13 protein-coding genes are annotated in these 19,399 nt (G+C 72.9%); 9 read left to right on the top strand and 4 right to left on the bottom strand.

Annotated elements, in window-relative coordinates; translation table 11 throughout:
- Positions 1–5 precede the first annotated feature (5 nt).
- Genes PCC79_RS09930 through PCC79_RS09920 form a run of 3 tightly spaced genes read left to right on the top strand, consistent with a single transcriptional unit; the run spans position 6 to position 8,085 of the window.
- The gene (locus PCC79_RS09930; protein WP_232547676.1) at positions 6–1,280 is read left to right on the top strand and encodes a DUF58 domain-containing protein; all 1,275 of its coding nucleotides are present in this window, start codon (positions 6–8) and stop codon (positions 1,278–1,280) included.
- Entirely contained in the window at positions 1,280–3,670 is a 2,391-nt protein-coding gene (locus PCC79_RS09925) for a transglutaminase-like domain-containing protein (RefSeq protein WP_342371727.1), read from the top strand. Before PCC79_RS09930 ends, PCC79_RS09925 begins: the two co-directional genes overlap by 1 nt.
- Complete coding sequence (locus PCC79_RS09920) at positions 3,667–8,085, top strand: FtsK/SpoIIIE domain-containing protein (protein WP_342371726.1); 4,419 nt, start codon at positions 3,667–3,669, stop codon at positions 8,083–8,085. Before PCC79_RS09925 ends, PCC79_RS09920 begins: the two co-directional genes overlap by 4 nt.
- A gap of 52 nt (positions 8,086–8,137) precedes the next feature.
- On the opposite strand, the gene PCC79_RS09915 is transcribed toward PCC79_RS09920, so the two are convergent.
- A complete protein-coding gene (locus PCC79_RS09915; RefSeq protein ID WP_342371725.1) occupies positions 8,138–8,575 on the bottom strand; it encodes a MarR family transcriptional regulator in 438 nt (145 codons plus the stop codon).
- A gap of 61 nt (positions 8,576–8,636) precedes the next feature.
- Between PCC79_RS09915 and PCC79_RS09910 the strand changes: the two genes are divergently transcribed.
- Both PCC79_RS09910 and PCC79_RS09905 read left to right on the top strand, forming a co-directional pair.
- On the top strand, positions 8,637–9,161 hold the full coding sequence (locus tag PCC79_RS09910) for a DoxX family protein (RefSeq protein WP_425325631.1): 525 nt from the start codon (positions 8,637–8,639) through the stop codon (positions 9,159–9,161).
- A 191-nt stretch (positions 9,162–9,352) separates the two neighbouring features.
- Complete coding sequence (locus tag PCC79_RS09905) at positions 9,353–9,619, top strand: hypothetical protein (RefSeq protein ID WP_342371724.1); 267 nt, start codon at positions 9,353–9,355, stop codon at positions 9,617–9,619.
- Positions 9,620–9,700: 81 nt separating this feature from the next.
- On the opposite strand, the gene PCC79_RS09900 is transcribed toward PCC79_RS09905, so the two are convergent.
- Positions 9,701–10,093 carry a VOC family protein gene (locus tag PCC79_RS09900; RefSeq protein ID WP_342371723.1) on the bottom strand — a complete coding sequence of 131 codons (393 nt, stop codon included), beginning with the start codon at positions 10,091–10,093 and terminating at the stop codon, positions 9,701–9,703.
- Between the two features lie 16 nt (positions 10,094–10,109).
- Positions 10,110–10,904, bottom strand: coding sequence for a helix-turn-helix domain-containing protein (locus PCC79_RS09895; RefSeq protein ID WP_342371722.1), 795 nt, complete (start codon positions 10,902–10,904; stop codon positions 10,110–10,112).
- Between the two features lie 52 nt (positions 10,905–10,956).
- On the opposite strand from PCC79_RS09895, the gene PCC79_RS09890 reads away from it, so the two are divergent.
- The 3 genes from PCC79_RS09890 (at position 10,957) to pruA (ending at position 13,954) form a co-directional block, all read left to right on the top strand.
- Positions 10,957–11,424 carry a DUF6912 family protein gene (locus PCC79_RS09890; protein WP_342371721.1) on the top strand — a complete coding sequence of 156 codons (468 nt, stop codon included), beginning with the start codon at positions 10,957–10,959 and terminating at the stop codon, positions 11,422–11,424.
- A 5-nt stretch (positions 11,425–11,429) separates the two neighbouring features.
- Complete coding sequence (locus PCC79_RS09885) at positions 11,430–12,233, top strand: Ku protein (protein WP_342371720.1); 804 nt, start codon at positions 11,430–11,432, stop codon at positions 12,231–12,233.
- 92 nt (positions 12,234–12,325) lie between these two features.
- Complete coding sequence (pruA, locus tag PCC79_RS09880; RefSeq protein WP_342371719.1) at positions 12,326–13,954, top strand: L-glutamate gamma-semialdehyde dehydrogenase; 1,629 nt, start codon at positions 12,326–12,328, stop codon at positions 13,952–13,954.
- A 19-nt stretch (positions 13,955–13,973) separates the two neighbouring features.
- On the opposite strand, the gene PCC79_RS09875 is transcribed toward pruA, so the two are convergent.
- Positions 13,974–14,447 (bottom strand): DUF2505 domain-containing protein, encoded by a 474-nt coding sequence (locus PCC79_RS09875; protein ID WP_342371718.1) that lies wholly within the window; start codon positions 14,445–14,447, stop codon positions 13,974–13,976.
- Positions 14,448–14,578: 131 nt separating this feature from the next.
- Between PCC79_RS09875 and PCC79_RS09870 the strand changes: the two genes are divergently transcribed.
- On the top strand, positions 14,579–19,336 hold the full coding sequence (locus PCC79_RS09870) for an NAD-glutamate dehydrogenase (RefSeq protein WP_342371717.1): 4,758 nt from the start codon (positions 14,579–14,581) through the stop codon (positions 19,334–19,336).
- The last annotated feature ends 63 nt before the right edge of the window (positions 19,337–19,399 follow it).

Here is a 19,399-nt window from a genome sequence, read left to right as displayed (position 1 = left end):
AGCCCGTGCCCGCCACACTCCTGCCGCCCCGGCTCGCGCCCCTGGCCCGTCGCGTCGCGACGGGCGCCACGCGCGCGGCCGAGGCCGCCCGGCCGGGGGTCGCCGCGCTGCGCCGCGGCCTGACGATCGTGTCGGGCCTGGGCTGGGCCTGCCTGGCCCTCGGCGTCGGGGCCCTGGTGGCGGGGTGGGCGCTGGGCTGGCAGGAGTTCCGCATCCTCGGCGCGAGCCTGCTCGTCCTGCTCGGCCTGGCGGTGCTGTTCACCCTCGGACGCACCCAGCTGGAGGTCGGTTTCGAGCTCGACCCCGTGCGGCTCGGGGTGGGGGAGTCGGCCGCCGGGCGCCTGCACGTGGTGAACGTCGCCCGGACGCCGCTGCTGCCCGTCGGACTCGAGGTGCCGGTCGGCCTGTCCGCGGCCCGGTTCACCCTGCCGGCGCTGCGGCCCGGTGGCGCGTTCGACGACCTCGTCGTCATCCCCACCTCGCGCCGCGGGGTGATCGACGTCGGGCCCGTCCGCACCCAGCGTGGTGACCCCTTCGGCCTTCTGCGCCGCGAGCTGGCGTGGACGGAGCGGATCGAGCTGTTCGTCCACCCCCGCACGGTGGCGCTCGGTTCGCTGGGTGCCGGGCTGCTGCGCGACCTCGAGGGCCAGACCACCAATGACGTCTCGATGAGCGACCTCGCCTTCCACACCCTGCGCGAGTACGTGCCGGGCGACGACCGCCGCTACATCCACTGGCGGAGCTCGGCGAAGCGTTCCGGAGCGACCGGAACGAGCGCCTTCCTCGTCCGCCAGTTCCTCGACACGCGGCGCACCCATCTCGCCATCGTCGTGGACGTCGCCGAGGCGTCCTACGCCGACCCCGAGGAGTTCGAGATCGCACTGTCGGTCGGCGCGTCCGTGACGCTCCGCGCGCTGGCCGACGAGATGGACACCACCGTGGTGTGCGGCGAGCACGCCGCCATCGCGCCGGCGCCCCACCTCGCCCTCGACACCTACAGCCGAGCCGACTTCGGCCTGCCCACGCTCCAGGCGTCCACCGCACGGCTCAACACCCTCGCGCCCGACGTCAGCGCCGTCGTCCTCGTCACCGGCCCCCACACCCCCTTCGAGACGCTGCAGCGCGCCCGGGCCCACCTGGCGCCCGAGGTGCGCATGGTCGTCGTCCGGGTGGACGCCGCCGCGGAGCCGGCCCTGCGCGACACCGGTGGCATCACGGTCGTGACCCTGGCCGACCTGGCCGACCTGCCGCTCGTCCTGCTGGGCGGGGTGACACAGTGATGCAGGTCATCCGCCCGGGCGGCGAGCGTGCGGCCGCGAGCACGACGTCCGGCCGCACCCTGTCGCAGACGCTCACGCTGTTGCGGCCCGGCGTGGACGACCTCGTGGACGCCGCGTTCGGCCTCGCCCTGGGGCTCGTCGCCTTCCTGGGGCTGGCCACCACGTTCAGCTCGGGCCGCTACCTCGCCGTCGCCGCGCTCGCGTTGCTGCTCGGCACCGCCCTCGCCCACCTCACGAACCGGCTGCGGTGGCCGTGGCCCGTCGCGTTCGGCCTGGCCCTGGTCACGAACTACCTGCTGGGTGGGGCGGTGGCGCTGCGTGAGGATCTGGTGGCCGGCGTCCTGCCGTCACCGGCCACGATCGCCGGCCTGACCACGCTGCCTGTCACCGGCTGGAAGGACCTGCTCACCACGGTGCCGCCCGTGGCTGGCGACGGGCCGTACGTCGTGCTGGTGTGGGTGAGCGGGCTGGTTGCCGGCGTGGCCGGGTATCTGCTGGCGCGGCGTTCCAGCGCCCCCGGGGCCGCGCTGGTGGTGCCGGTCGCCCTGCTGGCACTGGTCATTCTCGTCGGCACGTTCGAGGGCGCGAACCGCGGCCTCGTGGGCGTGGGCGCGACCGTGCTCGGCTTCGCCTGGCTCGTCGTGCGCGAGCGCCGGCGCCGCACGTTGGCCAGCACCGGCATGGCGCGCACCACCCGGTGGGTGAGCGCGGCGCTGCTGCTGGCGGTGGCGGTCGCCGGTGGCGTCGGCGTCGCGGCGCTGCTGCCCGGGCCGCACCAGACGCCGCGCGTGGTGCTGCGGACCTACGTGCAGCCGCCGCTGGACGTCGAGAAGTTCCCCTCCCCGCTCGCCGGCTTCCGCAAGTATTCCTCCGACGGGCAGCGCCTGTACGACGAGCCGCTGCTCCGGGTGGCGGGTGCGGCGCCGGGCTCGCTGGTGCGCATGGCGGTGCTGGACGACTACGCCGGCACGGTGTGGAGCGCCTCGGGCGGCGCGCCGGGCGACCCGCGCAGCGGGTTCCGTCGCATCGGCTCGGTGATCCCGGGCGCACCGGACCGGCCGACGAACACCGTGCTCATCACGGTGCTGGCCGGGTACGCCGCCACGAGCGACCTCAACGTGTGGCTGCCCGCCGCCGGCCCGGCCACCGACATCCAGTTCGCCGGAGAGAACGCGCGCGACCACCGGGCCTCGGTGCGCTACAACATCGGCACCGGCCAGGGGGTCGTGCCCGACCGGTTGAAGGAGGGCGACGAGATCTCGGTCACGTCGGTCGCCCTGCCCACCGATCTGGACGGCCTGCCCGCCCCCGAGGGGCCCGTCGTCGTCCCACCGGCCTTCACCGACGCGATGGCCCCGGCGGCGGACCGGATCGGGGCGGCCGCCGGCGACCCCTGGTCTCGGGCCACCGAGATTGCCCGGGTGCTGCGCACCGACGGCTTCTGGAGCAACGGCACCCGGGCGGGGGAGCAGCAGTACCTGCCGGGCCACGGGCTCGGGCGGCTCGGCACCTTCACCACCGAGTTGGTGGGCAGCGACGAGCACTACGCCGCCAGCTACGCCCTCATGCTCAACGCCCTGGGCTACCCCGCCCGCGTCGTGCTGGGCGGCGCGGTGGGCGAGGACGAGATCATCCGCGGCCGCGACGTCCGCGCGTGGGTGGAGGTCAGCCTCGCCGGCCGCGGCTGGGTGACGGTACCCACCGAGACGTTCACGCCGAGCCGCGACAAGCAGCCGAACACCACACCGCCCCGCACCACCGACCAGAGCCCGGCCGTCAACGTGCCGCCGCCGGCGCCGGTGCAGCCGCCCGGTTCGTTCGACTCGCTGTTCAACACCGGCGCGCCGGGCGACCTGCTGGAGCGACCCGACCTGCCCTACGACTGGCTCGGGTTGGTCGTCGCGGTGCTCCGGGTCGTCGGGCCACCGCTCGCGGTGATCCTGGCGTTCGCGATCGCCGTCCTCGGGTTGAAGGCCTGGCGGCGGCACCGCCGCCGCACCCGGGGCGCCGAGTCGACCCGCGTCGTCGGCGGCTGGATGGAGTACGTCGACCGGGCGCGCGATCTCGGCGCCACCGTGCCGGCGCAGGCCACGCGGCTGCAGCAAGCCAGCGCCGTGGGCTCGCCGGAGGCCGTCGCCCTGGCGCAGGGTGCGGACCGGGTCGTGTTCGGCTCGGCCGAACCGGACGCCGACGCGACGGCGGGCTACTGGGAGGATGTGATGGCCTCCCGCGCCGCCGCCGTGGCCGGGCTGCCCTGGTGGCGCCGGTGGGCCACCGCGCTCAACCCCCGCTCGCTCGTCCCGCTCGCCCGGGAGGCGCGGGCCCGCCGCGTTCGCACGTCCCCGTCCGCTCCTGCCCCTGAGACCCCGCCCACCGGGAGGCGTCCGTGAAGCTCCGCCTGCAGCTCGACCGCGGCACCACCGACCCCGTCGACGTGGCCCTCACCTGCGACAGCACCGCCACGGTGCACGATGTCGCCGAGTTCCTGGCCGTGGCCGATCCGGCGACCCCCGAGGGTGCCGTGCCACCCGCGGACCTGACGCTCTCGCTGGGCGGTGCCCGGGGGCGTGGCCTCGACCCGAGCCTGCCCATCGTCGACAGTGGCCTGCTTTCCGGCCAACGGGTGTCGCTGACCCGGGCGGGGGACCAGTTCGTCGCCGAGCGCAGCGCGCCGGCGGCGGTGCTCCGGGTGGTGGCGGGGCCGGACGCCGGCCGCGACCACCCGCTCCACACCGGATCCAACGTCGTGGGTCGCGGACGGGGCTGCCAGGTGCGGTTGTCGGACCCGATGGTGTCACGCCAGCACGTGCGGCTGAACGTCAGCGACGTCGTCGAGGTCGCCGATCTCGGCTCGGCGAACGGCATGGCCGTCAACGACGCCCCCGCCGTCCGGGAACACCTGCGCACGGGTGATCGGGTGAGCGTCGGCGACACCGACTTCGTGGTGCGCCTGCTGCGCAACGAGGCAGCCGAGGGGCGGGCCGAGGGCAGCGCCGTGCCGTTCATCCGCTCCCCGCGCCTGGTGAAGATCTTTCCGGGGGACAAGTTCGAGGCCCCCGAGCCACCCGAGCGGCCGCGTCCGGACCACTTCCCCCTCGCGATGGTGCTCGTGCCGCTGCTGATGGGTGCCGTGCTCTTCGCCGTGACCCAGACGTGGATCACCGTCATCTTCATCATGATGATGCCGCTGATGATGATCGCGCACTGGCTGGAGACGCGCGCCTCCGGGCGGCGGGACCACCGGGAGGCGCTGCGGCTCTTCCGCTTCGACATCGCCACCCTGCGTCACGACGTCGGGCAGGCGAACCAGCGCGAGATCATGAGCCGGCGGCTGGAGAATCCCTCGGCCGGCGAATGCGTCGCGGCGGCGTCCGACCGCAGCCCGCTGCTGTGGTCGCGCCGGACCGACTCACCCGGCTGGGCCGAACTGCGCGTGGGTACAGGGACGGTGCCGCACCGCAGCGTCATCGAGATGCCGAGCGCGAAGAAGGCGCCGCGCGAGCTGTTCAACGAGCTGGGCGCGGCGCTCGAACCGGTGCGCGAGGTCCACGACGTGCCGGTCATCGTCCAGCCCGCCCAGGAAGGCGGCGTCGGCGTCGCCGGCCCCCGGCCGGTCGCGGCGGCGCTGGCCCGCGCGCTCGTCGTCCAGGCCGCGGCGCTGCACTCCCCGGAGGAACTGGCGATCGGCGTGGTGGCGTCGGCGCGCACCGCGCCCGACTGGGACTGGCTGAAGTGGCTGCCGCACACCGACGGCCCGCGCAGCCCGGTCGACGTGCCCCACCTCGCGGCCACCGACGGCGGGGCCACGCAGCTCGTGTCGGCCCTGACGGAGCTCGCCGCCGGCCGGGCGACCGACAAGAACCTCCGCTCGGTCGCGATCAAGACGCCGGTGTTCGTGCTCGTGGTCGAGCACGACGCCCCCGTGGAGTTCGCCCGGCTGACCGAACTCGCCGAGAAGGGCTGGCGCGAGGGCGTCCACGTGGTGTGGGTCGCGCCAGAGGTCGCGCAGCTGCCGGCGGCGTGCCGGACGTTCGTGGACGTCACCGACGCCCCGAGTGGCGACGTCGGCTACCTGTGCACCGGTGACCTGGTGGCACCGGTGCGGCTGGAGACCCTCGAGGCGGACGCCGCGGCGTCCTTCGCGCGGGGGCTGGCGCCGGTGGAGGACATCACGGGGCTGTCGGAGGACAGCTCGGACCTGCCGCGCAGCATCTCGTGGTTGAACCTGGTCGGCACCGGGCTGGGCGACGAGCCGTCGTTCGTCGTCGAGCGGTGGCTGGAGAACCGGTCGGTGTTCTCGGGGCCCTACGCACCGGCCGTCCTGCCGCGCAAGCCGGCCCAACTGCGGGCCACGCTCGGCGTCAACGCGGGTGGCCTGCACCAGCTCGACCTGCGCGCCGACGGGCCGCACGCCCTGGTGGGCGGCACCACCGGTTCGGGCAAGTCGGAGCTGCTGCAGACGTGGATCCTGGGCATGGCGGCGTCCAACAGCCCCGAGCGACTGACGTTCCTGCTCGTGGACTACAAGGGCGGCTCGGCCTTCGCCGAGTGCAACGACCTGCCGCACACCGTGGGGTTGGTGACCGACCTGAACTCCAACGGCGTCCGCCGGGCGCTCACCTCGCTGGCCGCGGAGCTGCGCCACCGCGAGGAGGTGTTGCACCGGTACGCGGCGAAGGATCTGGTCACCCTCGAGAAGACCCACCCGGCGGCGGCCCCGCCCAGCCTGGTGATCATCGTCGACGAGTTCGCCGCGCTGGTGCAGGAGGTACCCGACTTCGTGGACGGAGTCGTCAACGTGGCCCAGCGGGGGCGCTCCCTGGGGTTGCACCTGATTCTCGCGACGCAGCGCCCCGCGGGCGTCATCAAGGGCAACCTGCTGGCCAACACCAACCTGCGCGTGGCGCTGCGCGTGGCGGACATCGACGACTCCACCGACGTCCTCGGCATCCCCAACGCCGCCTACTTCGACCAGGACACCCCCGGCCGGGCCATCTCGAAGACGGGCCCGGGCCGCTTCATCACGTTCCAGACCGGCTACGTGGGTGGGCACACCGGCCAGGTGGTCGCGGCCCCCGACATCGCGGTGCGTGAGCTGGGGTTCTCCCGGTCCGTGCCGTGGGAGCGGCCGTTCAGCGCGGACGAACCCCTCGACGAGCCGGGCACCCACGATCTGGGGCCCAACGACATCGCGCGCATCGTCGACACCATCACCGCTGCCCACGAGCGCGCCGAGCTGCCGGCGCCCCGCAAGCCGTGGCTGCCCGATCTGCTGCCCCACTACGCGCTGGGCTCCCTGCCGAGCCGGCGCCGAGACGACGCCCTGGTGTTCGGCATCGCCGACGACGCGGACGCCCAGGCCCAGCCGACGATCGCCTTCCACCCCGACGTGGAGGGCAACATGGCGGTGTTCGGGGCGTCGGGCTCGGGCAAGTCGACGCTGCTGCGGACGCTGGCCATCGCGGCGGGATACACCGTGCGGGGTGGGCCCTGCCACGTCTACGGGCTCGACTTCGGCTCGCGCGGCCTGGCGATGCTGGAGGACCTGCCACACGTGGGCAGCATCATCGTCGGCTCCGACGAGGAGCGGGTGCAGCGCCTCGTCACCTGGCTGCGGGACGTGTGCGAGGACCGCGCGGCGCGGTTCGCGGCGGTGAACGCCTCAACCATCACGGAGTACCGCCGGCTGGCGGACGCCTCCGAGGAGCCGCGCATCCTGGTGCTGCTCGACAACGTCGGCGCGATGCGCAACGCCTACGAGGTGTCCAGCAACGCGTGGGTGTTCGACACGCTGATCCAGGTGGCCGGGGACGGTCGGCCGCTGGGCGTCCACCTGCTCGTGACCGCCGATCGGCTCAACTCGGTGCCGACCGCGCTGGCTGCGGCGATCCAGAGCCGCGTCGTGCTGCGCATGGCCGACGTCAACGACTACGGCTTCGTCGGCGTCCCCCACGACATCCTCACGCCCGACTCGCCGCCGGGGCGGGGCATCTACGCCGACCGCGAGATCCAGGTCGCGCTGCTCGGCGACAGCCCCGACGTGGCCGCCCGGGCCGGGGCGGCCCGCGGGTTCCGCAACTCGATGGAGCGCGCAGGCGTGACGCCCGCCCCGGCGATCCGGCGGCTGCCGGAGCAGGTGTGGTTCGGCGAGTTGCCGGCCGAGGTGGACGGTCGTCCCGTGCTGGGCGTGCGCAGCGACGACCTGGGCACCTGGACGTTCGACCCGACCGGCTCGTTCATCGTCTCGGGTCCGCCCGGGTCGGGGCGCACGACGGCGGTCCGGTCGCTGGTGCGGGCCCTGCGGCGGCGCGACCCCGCCTGGCGGACGGTGCTGCTCACCGGGCGCCGCGTCGGCCTCGCGCAGGGTGAGAACTGGACGCACGCGGCGGTCGGGACCGAGAAGGTCGCGGAGATGGCGACCCAGTTGATGGACGACCTGCGCGAGCTGGAGGCGTCCGGCGCAGGGTCGCCGCTGAAGCTCGTGCTCGTGCTCGAGGCGGTGGACGAGCTGGCGAACTCCGACGCCGAGTCGACCCTGTCGGAGCTGGTGGCGCTGGCGCTGGCCAACGACGTGTTCGTGGTGAGCGAGGGGGAGGTGTCGGCGCTGGGCGGCAGCTACGGGCTGATGGCGGCGGTGAAGGTGTCGCGACGCGGACTGGCACTGCAGCCCGACTCCGGCGACGGCCAGCTCGTCTACCGCACCGACTTCCCCATGCGGGCGCGCAGTTCGCAGTTCCCGGCGGGTCGCGGCTTCCTCGTCGCCCTGGGCCGCACCGAGCTGGGTCAGGTGGCGGTGCCGGACTGACCTGCGGACTGGGCGTGAGGGCCCGGCCCCCGTGGGACGCCGTGGGTCGCCGTCACTCGGAGTTCGCCTCGATCGAGTCGATCAGCTTGCGGGCCAGGGTGCGCAACGTCAGGAGTTCCTCGGGTTCCATGTCGATGCGTTCCAGCAGGGCGCAGTGCACCGCCTCGGCGTCCGCCCGCAGTGCCGACCCCGCGGGGGTGAGGCTGACGCGCACCAGCCGTGCATCCTGCGCGCTGCGCGACCGGGAGACAAGGCCCCCCGCCTCGAGCCTGCCCAGCAGCGGGGAGAGGGTGCCCGAATCGAGATGGAGCCGCTCGCCCAGCTCGCTGACGGTGACCCCGTCCTGTTCCCACAGCGTGAGCATCACCAGGTACTGGGGGTAGGTCAGCCCGATGTCGGCCAGAGCGGTGCGATAGGTCGAGGTGGTGGCACGGGAGGCCGCATAGAGGGCGAAGCAGAGTTGTTGGTCGAGACGGAGGTCGGGTTGCACGGCTCCATGGTCACACGCCGTTTGTGTTGTGCGCAATCCAATTGTGCGCAACACTTTTCGCATGATCTCACCGACGCATGAGCCCAACCACACCCGCGGCGCCACGCCGCCCGAGACCCACCCCGCCGGGCAGAACCAGCCCCCCCCGCGGCGGGGGCTGGGAGAGGTGGTGCGCTACATCGGCCGGATCGCCCTGGGCCTGTCGCTCCTCGGGGCCGGCTTCGGCCACCTGACGCACCAGCGCCAGGAGTTCCAGGCCCAGGTGCCGCCGTGGATCCCCCTGGACCCCGACTTCGTGGTCGTGGCCTCCGGCGTCGTCGAGCTTCTGCTGGGAGCCGCCCTCGTGCTCGTTCCGCTGCGCTTCCGGCCGGCGCTCGGCTGGATCGTGGCCGCCTTCTTCGTCGCAGTCTTCCCCGGCAACATCTCCCAGTACGTGACGCAGACCGACGGGTTCGGCCTCGACACCGACCAGGCGCGTTTCACCCGGCTGTTCTTCCAGCCCGTGCTCGTGCTCTGGGCCCTGTGGTCCACCAGCGCATGGCGCGACCGGCGCCGCGTCTGGGCCCAGGTGCGCGGGCGCCGCTGACCCTCACCGGCTCCTGCCGGCCCGACCTGCCCGCAGGCCGGTGCGCCGTCGGCGCGTGGGCCGGGGGAGTGCTCCCCACGGTGCGATCGGCGAACCCCTCGTAGGTTGAATTCATCGAAGCGACACCGGGTCGCGATCGAGAGACAGAACCAGTGGGTCCGGTGGGGGGCCGACAGACGAAAGGAGACACCATGTCGGGCATGGTCGGAATGGACATTGCTGGCGTTCGTGCGCTGTCGAAGCTGATGCTCAGCAAGGCGGACGAGATCGACAACGCCGCCAAGGCGATCACCAAGCAGCTCAACTCCGTGAAGTGGGTCGGCAACGACGCGCAGCGGTTCCGCAACGACTGGAACGGGCGGCTGACGAGCAACGTCCGCACGGTGACCGATGCGCTGCGCACGGCGGGCAAGCAGGCCTCCCGCGACGCCGACGAGCAGGAGAAGGCCTCCTCCTGAAGCTGAGGCGTCCGCACCACGGCTCACCCGAACGCCCCGGTCCACCTGGACCGGGGCGTTCGCCGTGTCTGCGCCTGAGCCTCAGACGCCGGGGTAGCTGTCCAAGTTCCAGGCGTTGCCCTCGGGGTCCGCCAAGGCCGCGTTACGGCCACCGTGCGGTGCCGCGTCGGGCTCGCTGAGGACGCGCCCGCCGGCGGCCAGCCCCGCCGCGAGGACGGCGTCCACCTCGGCGTCATCGGCCACGACCAGGTTGACCGTGGCGTTGCCCGGCTTGATCCAATCCGCCCCCACGCCGGCCGAGCCGAACATGACGCCGCCCGTGTCGCGCCACTGGAGTTGGGCGTGGTGGACGACGGAGGCGTCGGTGTCGTCGCGCACGACGAGCCGTTCTGTGAACCCGAGGGCGTGGAGGAAGGTGAGGGCGGCGTCCGCGTCGCGGTACCTGAGGCAGGCATAGAGCTGTGGTGTGGTCATGAGCACCACTGTGCCCTCACCCGATCAGCGGTTCTTGCACGATTGGGAACTCAGCAAGCGTGGCCGTCGGGGTCAGGCCAGCGAAGCGACGCCACTCGCGGGTGAGGTGGGCCTGGTCGGCGTAGCCGGCCGCGGCCGCGGTTTCGGCCAGCGGGACACCGTTGGTCGCCAGCGTCCGGGCCCGGTCGAAGCGCGCGACCTGGGCCACCTCCTTGGGGCTGAGGCCGAACTCCGCCATGAACAGGTTCCGAAGGTGGCGGCGGCTGACGCCCAGCTCGCGCGCCACCTCCTCGACACGACGCGGCGCACCGGTCAGCCGTCGCCACCCCAGTTCCGCCGTACGGTGGCCCGCCCGTCCGGCGCGCCCGAGGCGTTCCAACAGATGCTCCTCGAGCACGGTGAAGCGTCGCGCCCAGCTCAGCGGAGCCAGCCGTTCGTGCAAGCACCGCGGCAGGGCAGCGCCGAGCTCGTCACCGGACACCAGGGTCGAGGCGAGTGGTGCCGCCGGGACGCCGAGCAGCGCCCGCGCCCCACGGGGGGTCAGGCCGAGCTGCAACCCGACTTGGCTGCCGTGCGTGCGGATCAGAGACGGCCGGGTGTGCAGGCCCGCCGCCAGCGTCCAGAACCGGGCGGACGCCGCCTCGGTCCCCCACCCGCAGTCCAGGGGTTCGTCGAAGGCGAAGATGACGGTCAGGGCCGAGGACGGCAAGCCGTGGTGCACGGCGTCGGTCGGCAGCCGGTAGTCGTACCCCACGCAGCTGGCGACGTATGGGCGCAATGCCGGGTGCATCGGACGCGTGACGGACCCCATGCCCGGGAACGGTACGCCGTTTCCGGCGCACCCACGTGCCATGCTGGGGGCCATGCTCGTCTTCGTGCCCCTGGCCCCCGCCGACCTCGCCGCCTGGGCGTCCGGCGACGACCGCGCGGGGCGCGGGTTCGCCGCGACGCCGGGGTTCCTGGCCACCTTCGGCATCGCGCGCGGCGACGACGAGGACGCCGACCTCACGCTGCTGGAGATCGCGGCGCTGGACGGTCTGCTGCACCACGGCGTCCGCCTCGTCGCGGTGTGCGACACCACCACCCTGACGGTCGACGACAGCGCCGACGCCGACCTCGGCGCCGTCACCCTGCCGCCGACGGGCTACGGACGCGTCACCAGCCTTTTCACCGACGACGCCGACGGCGCGGCGCTCGCGGCGTCGGTGCGCGACCAGGTGGCCGGATTGAACCTGGCGGACGCCTGGGACGCCGACGCGACCCGTCCGCTGCTGGCCGACGTCGACCTGCTCTGGCACGGTTCCACCGAGTGGGAACGCCTGTCACACTAGGCACCATGCCCAGGAGCTTGTGGAAGGGCGCGGTCAGCTTCGGCCTGGTCACGATCCCGGTGAAGTTGTACTCCGCGACGGAGGAGAAGGACGTCACGTTCCGGCAGGTGCACCCTGCCGACGGCGGCCGCATCAAGTACAAGCGCGTGTGTGAGGTCTGCGGCGAGGAGGTCCCCTACTCCGAGATCGCAAAGGGCTACGAGACCGCCGACGGTCGCATGGTGATCCTCGAGGCGTCCGACTTCGAGGACCTGCCGTTGCCGACGGCCAAGCAGGTCGAGATCGTCCAGTTCGTCGAGGACGGCGAGATCGACCCCACCGCCCACAACAAGTCGTACTTCCTCGAGGCCGAGGGCCCCGGGGCCAAGCCGTACGTGTTGCTGCGCGAGGCGCTCCGGAAGGCCAAGAAGGTTGCGGTGGTCAAGGTGGCGCTGCGCTCGCGGGAGTCCCTCGCGCTGATCCGCGCCACGGACGACCTGCTCGTCATGCAGACCCTCCTGTGGCCCGACGAGCTGCGCGACGGGTCGTTCGCGGCGCCCGACAGCGAGATCAAGGCGTCCAAGGGTGAGGTCGACATGGCGAAGATGTTCATCGACCAGCTGACCGCCCCCTACGAACCGGATGCGTTCACGGACTCCTACCGCGAGGCCCTCGAGCAGGTCGTCGCGGCCAAGCTCGGGGACGCTCCGGCCCCCGAGGCGGCCGAGGCCGAGACCGGTGGCGGTGATGTCGTCGACCTGGTGGCCGCGTTGAAAGCGTCGGTCGAGGCGGCGAAGAAGCGTCGCGAACAGGCGGCCAAGACGGGCTGATTTGGCGTCGGGATGCCGGCTCGCGCGCGAATGTCCACCTCAGGCGGTCGAGAGCGGGGAGCGTGGGGCGCCGTGCGCCGTACCATGGGCCCATGGACGCCGTGACCCGAGTTCCCCTGCCCGTCAACGAGCCCGTGCTGACCTACGCGCCCGGATCGGCCGAGCGCGCAGCGCTCGAGGTGCGCCTCGCGGAACTGGCTGCGGCACCGCCGGTGGCGCTCGACGCCTGGATCGGCGGGGAGCGGCGCCCGGGCTCGGGCGAGGAGCTCGAGGTGTGCATGCCGTCCGACCACGCCCACGTGCTCGGCACCCTCCGCGGCGCGACGCAGGCGGACGCCCGCGCGGCGATCGACGCCGCCCTCGCCGCCGCGCCCGCCTGGGAGGCGCTGCCGTTCGACGAGAAGGCCGCGATCTTCCTCCGTGCGGCTGAGCTGATCGCCGGGCCGTACCGCGCGACCATGAACGCCGCGACGATGCTCGGGCAGGGCAAGACCGTCCAGCAGGCCGAGATCGACGCCGCCTGCGAGCTCATCGACTTCCTGCGCTTCAACGTGCACTTCGCCCAGCAGATCATGGCCGAACAGCCCGAGAACTCCCCGGGGGTGTGGAACCGGATGGAGTATCGGCCACTGGAGGGTTTCGTCTACGCGATCACCCCGTTCAACTTCACCGCCATCGCGGGCAATCTGCCGACGTCGGCGGCGCTCATGGGCAACACCGTCGTCTGGAAGCCGGCGCTCACGCAGACGTACGCCGCCCACTTCCTGGTGGAGGTGCTCCGCGAGGCGGGCCTCCCGGACGGTGTCATCACCATGCTTCCGGGTCACGGCAAGGACGTGTCCGAGGTCGTGCTGGCCGACCCGCACCTCGCCGGCATCCACTTCACCGGTTCGACGGCGGTCTTCCAGGGGCTCTGGCAGGAGGTCGGAGCGAACATCGCGCAGTACCGCAGCTACCCGCGGCTCGTGGGGGAGACGGGCGGCAAGGATTTCATCGTCGCTCACCCGTCCGCCGATCCGAAGATGACCGTGACCGCCCTGATCCGCGGCGCGTTCGAGTACTCCGGGCAGAAGTGCTCCGCCGCGTCGCGTGCCTACATCGCCGCCAGCCTCTGGGAGACCATCAAGGACGACCTCGTCGCCCAAACCAACGCCCTCGCCGTCGGCGACGTCCGCGACCTGTCCAACTTCACCAGCGCCGTGATCGACGAGCGGGCCTTCCGCAAGCTCAGCAAGGTCATCGACGCCTGCCACGCCGACCAGGGCATGGAGGTCGTCGCCGGGGGCACCTACGACGACTCCGTGGGCTGGTTCGTCCGCCCCACGATCGTGACCTCGACCGACCCGGACGCCGACATCTTCGTCACCGAGTACTTCGGCCCGATCTTGGGCGTGTACGTCTACGACGATGACGACTTCGAGGCCGTGCTCGATCTCGTGGACGGCGCCAGTGCCTACGCGCTGACCGGGTCGATCCTGGCGACCGACCGGGCAGCCATCGAGCTGGCGGCGCAGCGGTTGCGGTTCACCGCGGGCAACTTCTACGTCAACGACAAGCCCACGGGCGCCGTGGTCGGCCAGCAGCCGTTCGGCGGGGCGCGCGCCTCCGGCACGAACGACAAGGCGGGCTCGATGTGGAACCTGATCCGCTGGGCGAGCCCGCGGGCGATCAAGGAGACCTTCGTCGCGCCGACGTCCACGTCCTACCCCCACATGGGCTGAGCGGACGCCGCCGCGCGGCTCAGCGCCCCTGCAGCCAGCGCTGCCCGGCGCGCTCCTGCGCGGCGAGCGCGTCCAGGATCTCCGGGGCCGCCTTCTTCTCGATGGAGCGGCCCATGAGGGGGACGTTCACGGTGAGGTCGCCGTCGTAGGTGAGTTCGGTGCCCGACGCGGTCGGGACGAGGCGGAACGCGGCCCCTGCGGTGACCGGCGCGCCCGGCACGGTGATCGTCAGCTGACCGCTGCGCGCGCCGTCGGCGTCCGCGTCGCCGTAGGCCGTGTCCAGCACCAGCGTCAGGTGGGGGCCGAGAAAGGTCCTGACCTCGGCGGGTGAGGGGACGGCCACCTCCACGGCCGTGCGTGCCGCGGTGGCGACGACGCGCTGCTCGACGGCACCGGCTTCGGTGGCCATCTGCGTGAGGAACGCCTCGTCGGTGAGCATCGCGTGCACCTCGGCGGGGGTGGCGGGGTAGGTCTGGCGTGCGGACAGCTTCATGCCCCTCTGCCTACCGGGTCGCCCACCCCGAGCACAAGCGGGAGCGCCGCGAACGCGGGGGCGTCGCGCCGCCGCAGCCGCCGCGACGCGGTAGGCTCATTGGGTCGGGACACGCAAGGAGGCGCGCCAGAATGAACGTCGGCGAGAAGTTTTCCCACATCGAGGCCGCAGTGGCCGAAATCTTCTCGCGGGCTGCGGTGCTCGCGGGGGACGGTGCTCGGCCCCGTCCCGCCGCGCTCGCCCGCGCGTGGCTCGCGGGTGCCGACACACCCCCGGGCGGCGCGGCGGAGGTGGCCGGACGCCTGCTTGCCGCGCAGGCGGAGGCCGGCTCCCGTCGGGGACCCGAGGAGGACCTGGTGGCAGCCTTCACCCCGCTGGAGTCGCGCGACGGCTGGTCGGCGGGCGGCTCGACGGTGGTGCAGGTGGTGACCGACGACCGTCCCTTCCTGGTCGACACCGTGACGGCCGTGCTCGCCGATGCGGACTGGACGATCCGATCGGTCCACCACCCGATCCTGGCCGTGCGCCGCGATGACGCCGGTGAGCTCCGCGCGGTGGGCGGGGCCGGAACCCGCCCGGAGTCCTGGCTGACCGTGGAGGCCTACCCGCCGCTCGGCTCCGCGGCCGACGAGCTCCTCCCCGGGTTGGTCGAGCGGCTGCACGCCGGGCTCGCCGCCTCCCGCGTGGTCCATGCCGACACCGCCGCCATGGCGACCCGGCTGGCGGAGGCGGTGGCCCGGTTGGAGGACACGCCCCAGCCCGTCGGTGTGGCCTGGGTGCGGCGGGTCACCGAGCTGCTGCGATGGTTGGCGGACGACCACTTCGAGTTCATCGGGGCGCGCGACTACACGGTGGACGGGGACACGTTCACCGCCGTGCCCGGCAGTGGGCTGGGCATCCTGCGCGGTGAGGCGCCCGACCCCTTCCACGCCACCCAGATCACGCAGAGCCCCGAGATCCTGGTCGTCACCAAGGACTCCCGGCCCGCGCCCGTGCACCGCCTCGACCACCTCGACTACGTGGCCGTGCGCACCTACAGCCGCGGGGGCGTGCTCGTCGGCGAGCGCCGCTTCCTGGGGTTGTGGACGACCCGGGCCTACCTCGAGCCGATCGAGCGGATCCCCCTGGTGCGGGACAAGGCGGCGTGGGTGTGGGAGGAACTCGGCCTGGCCGAGGACTCCCACTCGGGGCAACTCGCCCGCGATGCCATGGCCAGCCTGCCGCGGGACCACTGGTTCGCCGACGCGGTGCCCGACCTGGCGGCGCTGGTGCGGCAGATCGCCGGCGTCCAGGAGCGGCGCCGTGCCCGCCTGATCGTGCAGCGGGCGCCGCACGGCCGGTTCTGGTCCTGCTTCGTGTACGTGCCGCGCGACCGGTACCGCACCGTCATCCGCGAGCGCATCACGGCGCTGCTGCGGGAGCGCCTGGGCGGTGAATCGGTCGAGTTCCGGGCGCTCGTCAACGAGAGCTCGATGGCTCGCCTGCTGCTGGTGGTGAAGCGGCCCGACGGGGCGCCCGAGCCGGCGGTCGACCTCGCGGCGCTGGAGGCCGAGGTGGCCCACGCCGCGCGCATCTGGGACGACGACTTCAACGACGCCGCCGACGAGTTGCCCGCCCAGGAGCGCGGCGTCGAGTTCGGGGAGGCGTACGAGGCGGCGTACACCGCCAAGCAGGCGCTGGCCGACCTGCGCCTCGCGAACGAGCTGGCCGCGCCCGGCGATCTGCGGTTCGCGCTGTATTCCCCCGATGATCCCGGTGACCCCGCCGACCTCCGGTTCAAGGTCATCACCGCGGAGCCCATGTCGCTGACGCGCGTGATGCCGCACCTCAACGCCCTCGGCGTCGACGTGACCGACGAGCGCCCCTATGAATGGGACCTGCGCGGACGCCGCGTCTACCTCTACGACTTCGGCTTCGTCCTTCCCGCCGGGCAGACGCTCCAGGATTGGCGGTCGGACGACCGCGTGCGGTTCGCGGAGGCGTTCGAGGCGTCCTACACCGGGGTCTGCCACGCCGGGGAGCTGAACAAGCTGGTCATGCGGGCCGGCCTGGCGTGGCAGCAGGTGGCGTGGCTGCGCGGCATGGCCCGCTACCTGCAGCAGGCGGGCACCCCGTACAGCCAGGTCTACGTCGCCGCCGCGCTCAACGCCAACCCCGACATTGCGGGCGCCCTCGTGACCGCCTTCGAGACGCGGTTCGACCCCGCCCAGCACGCCACCGAGGCGGCCCGTGTCGAGGACTTCGAGGCAGAGATCGCCGGCATCCTCGACGCCCTCGACGCGGTGGAGTCGCTCGACCAGGACCGCATCCTGCGGATGTTCGTCGCCGTGCTGCGGGCCATCGTCCGCACCAACGCGTTCGCGGCCGACCGGCCGGCGCTGGCGTTCAAGATCCGCCCGCGCGAGCTGGCCCTGTTGCCCGAGCCGCGACCGGCGCACGAGATCTTCGTGTACAGCCCCCGCGTGCAGGGCGTGCACCTGCGGTTCGGCGCGGTGGCCCGCGGCGGGCTGCGGTGGTCGGACCGTCGCGAGGACTTTCGCACCGAGGTGCTCGGTCTCGTCAAGGCCCAGATGGTGAAGAACACCGTGATCGTTCCGGTGGGCGCCAAGGGCGGCTTCGTGCCCCAGCACCTGCCCGATCCGCGCATCGACCGGGCCGCCTGGCTGGCCGAGGGGGTCGCCTGCTACGAGATCTTCATCGGCTCGCTGCTGAGCCTCACCGACAACCTCGTCAACGGCCAAGTGGAGCCGCCGCCGGACGTGGTGCGCCACGACGGCGACGACACCTACCTCGTGGTGGCGGCCGACAAAGGTACGGCGACGTTCTCCGACATCGCCAACGCTCTGTCGGTGGAGCGCGGCTTCTGGCTGGGGGACGCCTTCGCCTCCGGCGGCTCGGTCGGCTACGACCACAAGGAGATGGGCATCACCGCCCGCGGGGCGTGGGAGTCGGTGAAGCGGCACTTCTTCGAGCTCGGGGTGGACTGCCAGGCCGAGGACTTCACCTGCGTGGGCATCGGCGACATGGCCGGTGACGTGTTCGGCAACGGCATGCTGCGCAGCACCCACACGCGGCTCGTGGGGGCGTTCAACCACCTCCATGTCTTCCTCGACCCGAATCCGGACGCCGCCGCGTCCTTCGCCGAGCGCGAACGCCTCTTCGCGCTGCCGCGCTCGTCGTGGGCCGACTACGACGCGGCGTTGATCTCTCCCGGGGGTGGGGTGTGGCCCCGGACGGCGAAGTCGGTGCCGATCAGCGCCGAGGCGCGCGCTGCGCTGGGGGTGGCCGACGACGTCCGCTCGCTCACGCCGAACGAACTGATCCGGGCGTTGCTCGCCGCGCCGGTGGATCTGTTGTGGAACGGGGGCATCGGCACCTACGTGAAGGGGTCGGGCGAGTCCCCTGCCGACGTCGGCGACAAGGCCAACGACGCGGTGCGCCTCGACGGGTGTCAGGTGCGGGCGCGCGTGGCGGGCGAGGGCGGCAACCTCGGGTGGACGCAGGCGGGCCGCATCGAGTTCGCCCGGGCCGGCGGCCGGATCAACACCGATTTCATCGACAACTCGGCCGGGGTCGACACCTCCGACCACGAGGTCAACATCAAGATCCTGCTGCAGCCGGAGGAGGCGCGCGGCGCTCTCAGCCCCGATGCGCGGGCCGAGCTGCTGGCGTCCATGACCGACGAGGTGGCGCAGTTGGTGCTGGCCCACAACGTGGACTCCAACATCGCCCTGTCGACCGTCGCGGCGCTGGGGCCGGGCATGGCCGGCGCGCACGAGGCGTGGATGCGGCGGCTCGAGGCGGACGGCCTCCTCGACCGTGACCTGGAGGGACTGCCGAGCCGGGCCGAGATGGAGCGCCGCCTCCAGCACGGCGAGGCGCTGACCCGGCCGGAGCTGGCGAGCCTGCTCGCCTGGACGAAGATCCGGCTCGAGGGCCTGGTGCTGGCCTCCCCGTTGCCGGACGACCCCTACCTGGCCGACCGGCTGGTCACCTACTTTCCGCGCGCGCTGCGCCAGCGGTACGCCGACGCCATGGCGGCGCACCCGCTGCGGCGCGAGATCGTGACGATGGTGACGGTGAACCGCTTCGTCAACTCGCAGGGGCCGAGCGCCTACCACCGGCTGGCGGAGGAGACGGCGTCCGATGTCACCGAGATCATCCGCGCGCAGCTCGCGGCGCGGACGATCCTCGCCGTCGCCCGCGACGAGATGGCGCTCACCGATCTGGGGGTGGCCGCGGACACCGAGCTGCGGATCCGCGTCGAGCTGCAGCAGATGGTGGAGCGCACCACCCGGTGGCTGCTGCACAACCGGCGTGGAGACCTCGACATCAAGGGTGAGGCGGCGGCGCTCACCGAGGCCGTCACGGTGCTGCGGGAGCAGCTGGCGGACGTCTGCACCCCCCGGCAGCGCGCCGACATCGACGCCCAGCGCGCCGCGCTCGCCGGCGCAGGCGTGCCCGACGCGCTCGCGGCCCGGGTGGCCCAGGCCCGCTACCTGCACCTGGCCCTGTCGATCGCCCAGCTGGCCCGCGAGAGTGGGCGAGACCTGGCGCTGGTCGCCCGGGTGTACTTCACGGTGGCCGAGCGGCTGGGGCTCGACCTCGTGCTGGAGCGGGTCAACGAGCTGCCGCGGGTCGACCGGTGGGACACGATGGCCCGCGCCGCCCTGCGCGACGACCTCGCCCGCCTGCAGGCGGACCTGACCGGCGCCGCGCTCCGGGTGGGGGGAGCCGGGGCGGACGCCGCCGCGATCGTCGCCGCCTGGGAGGCCACCGCCGGTGGCGTGGAGCGCGAGGCGTCCGAATTGCGCGAGATCACGGCGGAGGAGACGACGCTGGCGCGGATGTCGGTGGCGCTGCGGACGATCAGGACGCTGTTGGTGTAGGCGGGGGCGGTTTCCGAGCCGTGGGCCCCCGCGGGGTGCCGCGCGGTCATCGGGGAGACTGGG

It is taken from the genome of Propioniciclava soli, from assembly GCF_038502305.1.
Lineage (GTDB): Bacteria > Actinomycetota > Actinomycetes > Propionibacteriales > Propionibacteriaceae > Propioniciclava > Propioniciclava soli.
The sequence above is the reverse complement of the archived record's forward strand: the minus strand, read 5'-3'. Positions and strand labels throughout refer to the sequence as shown.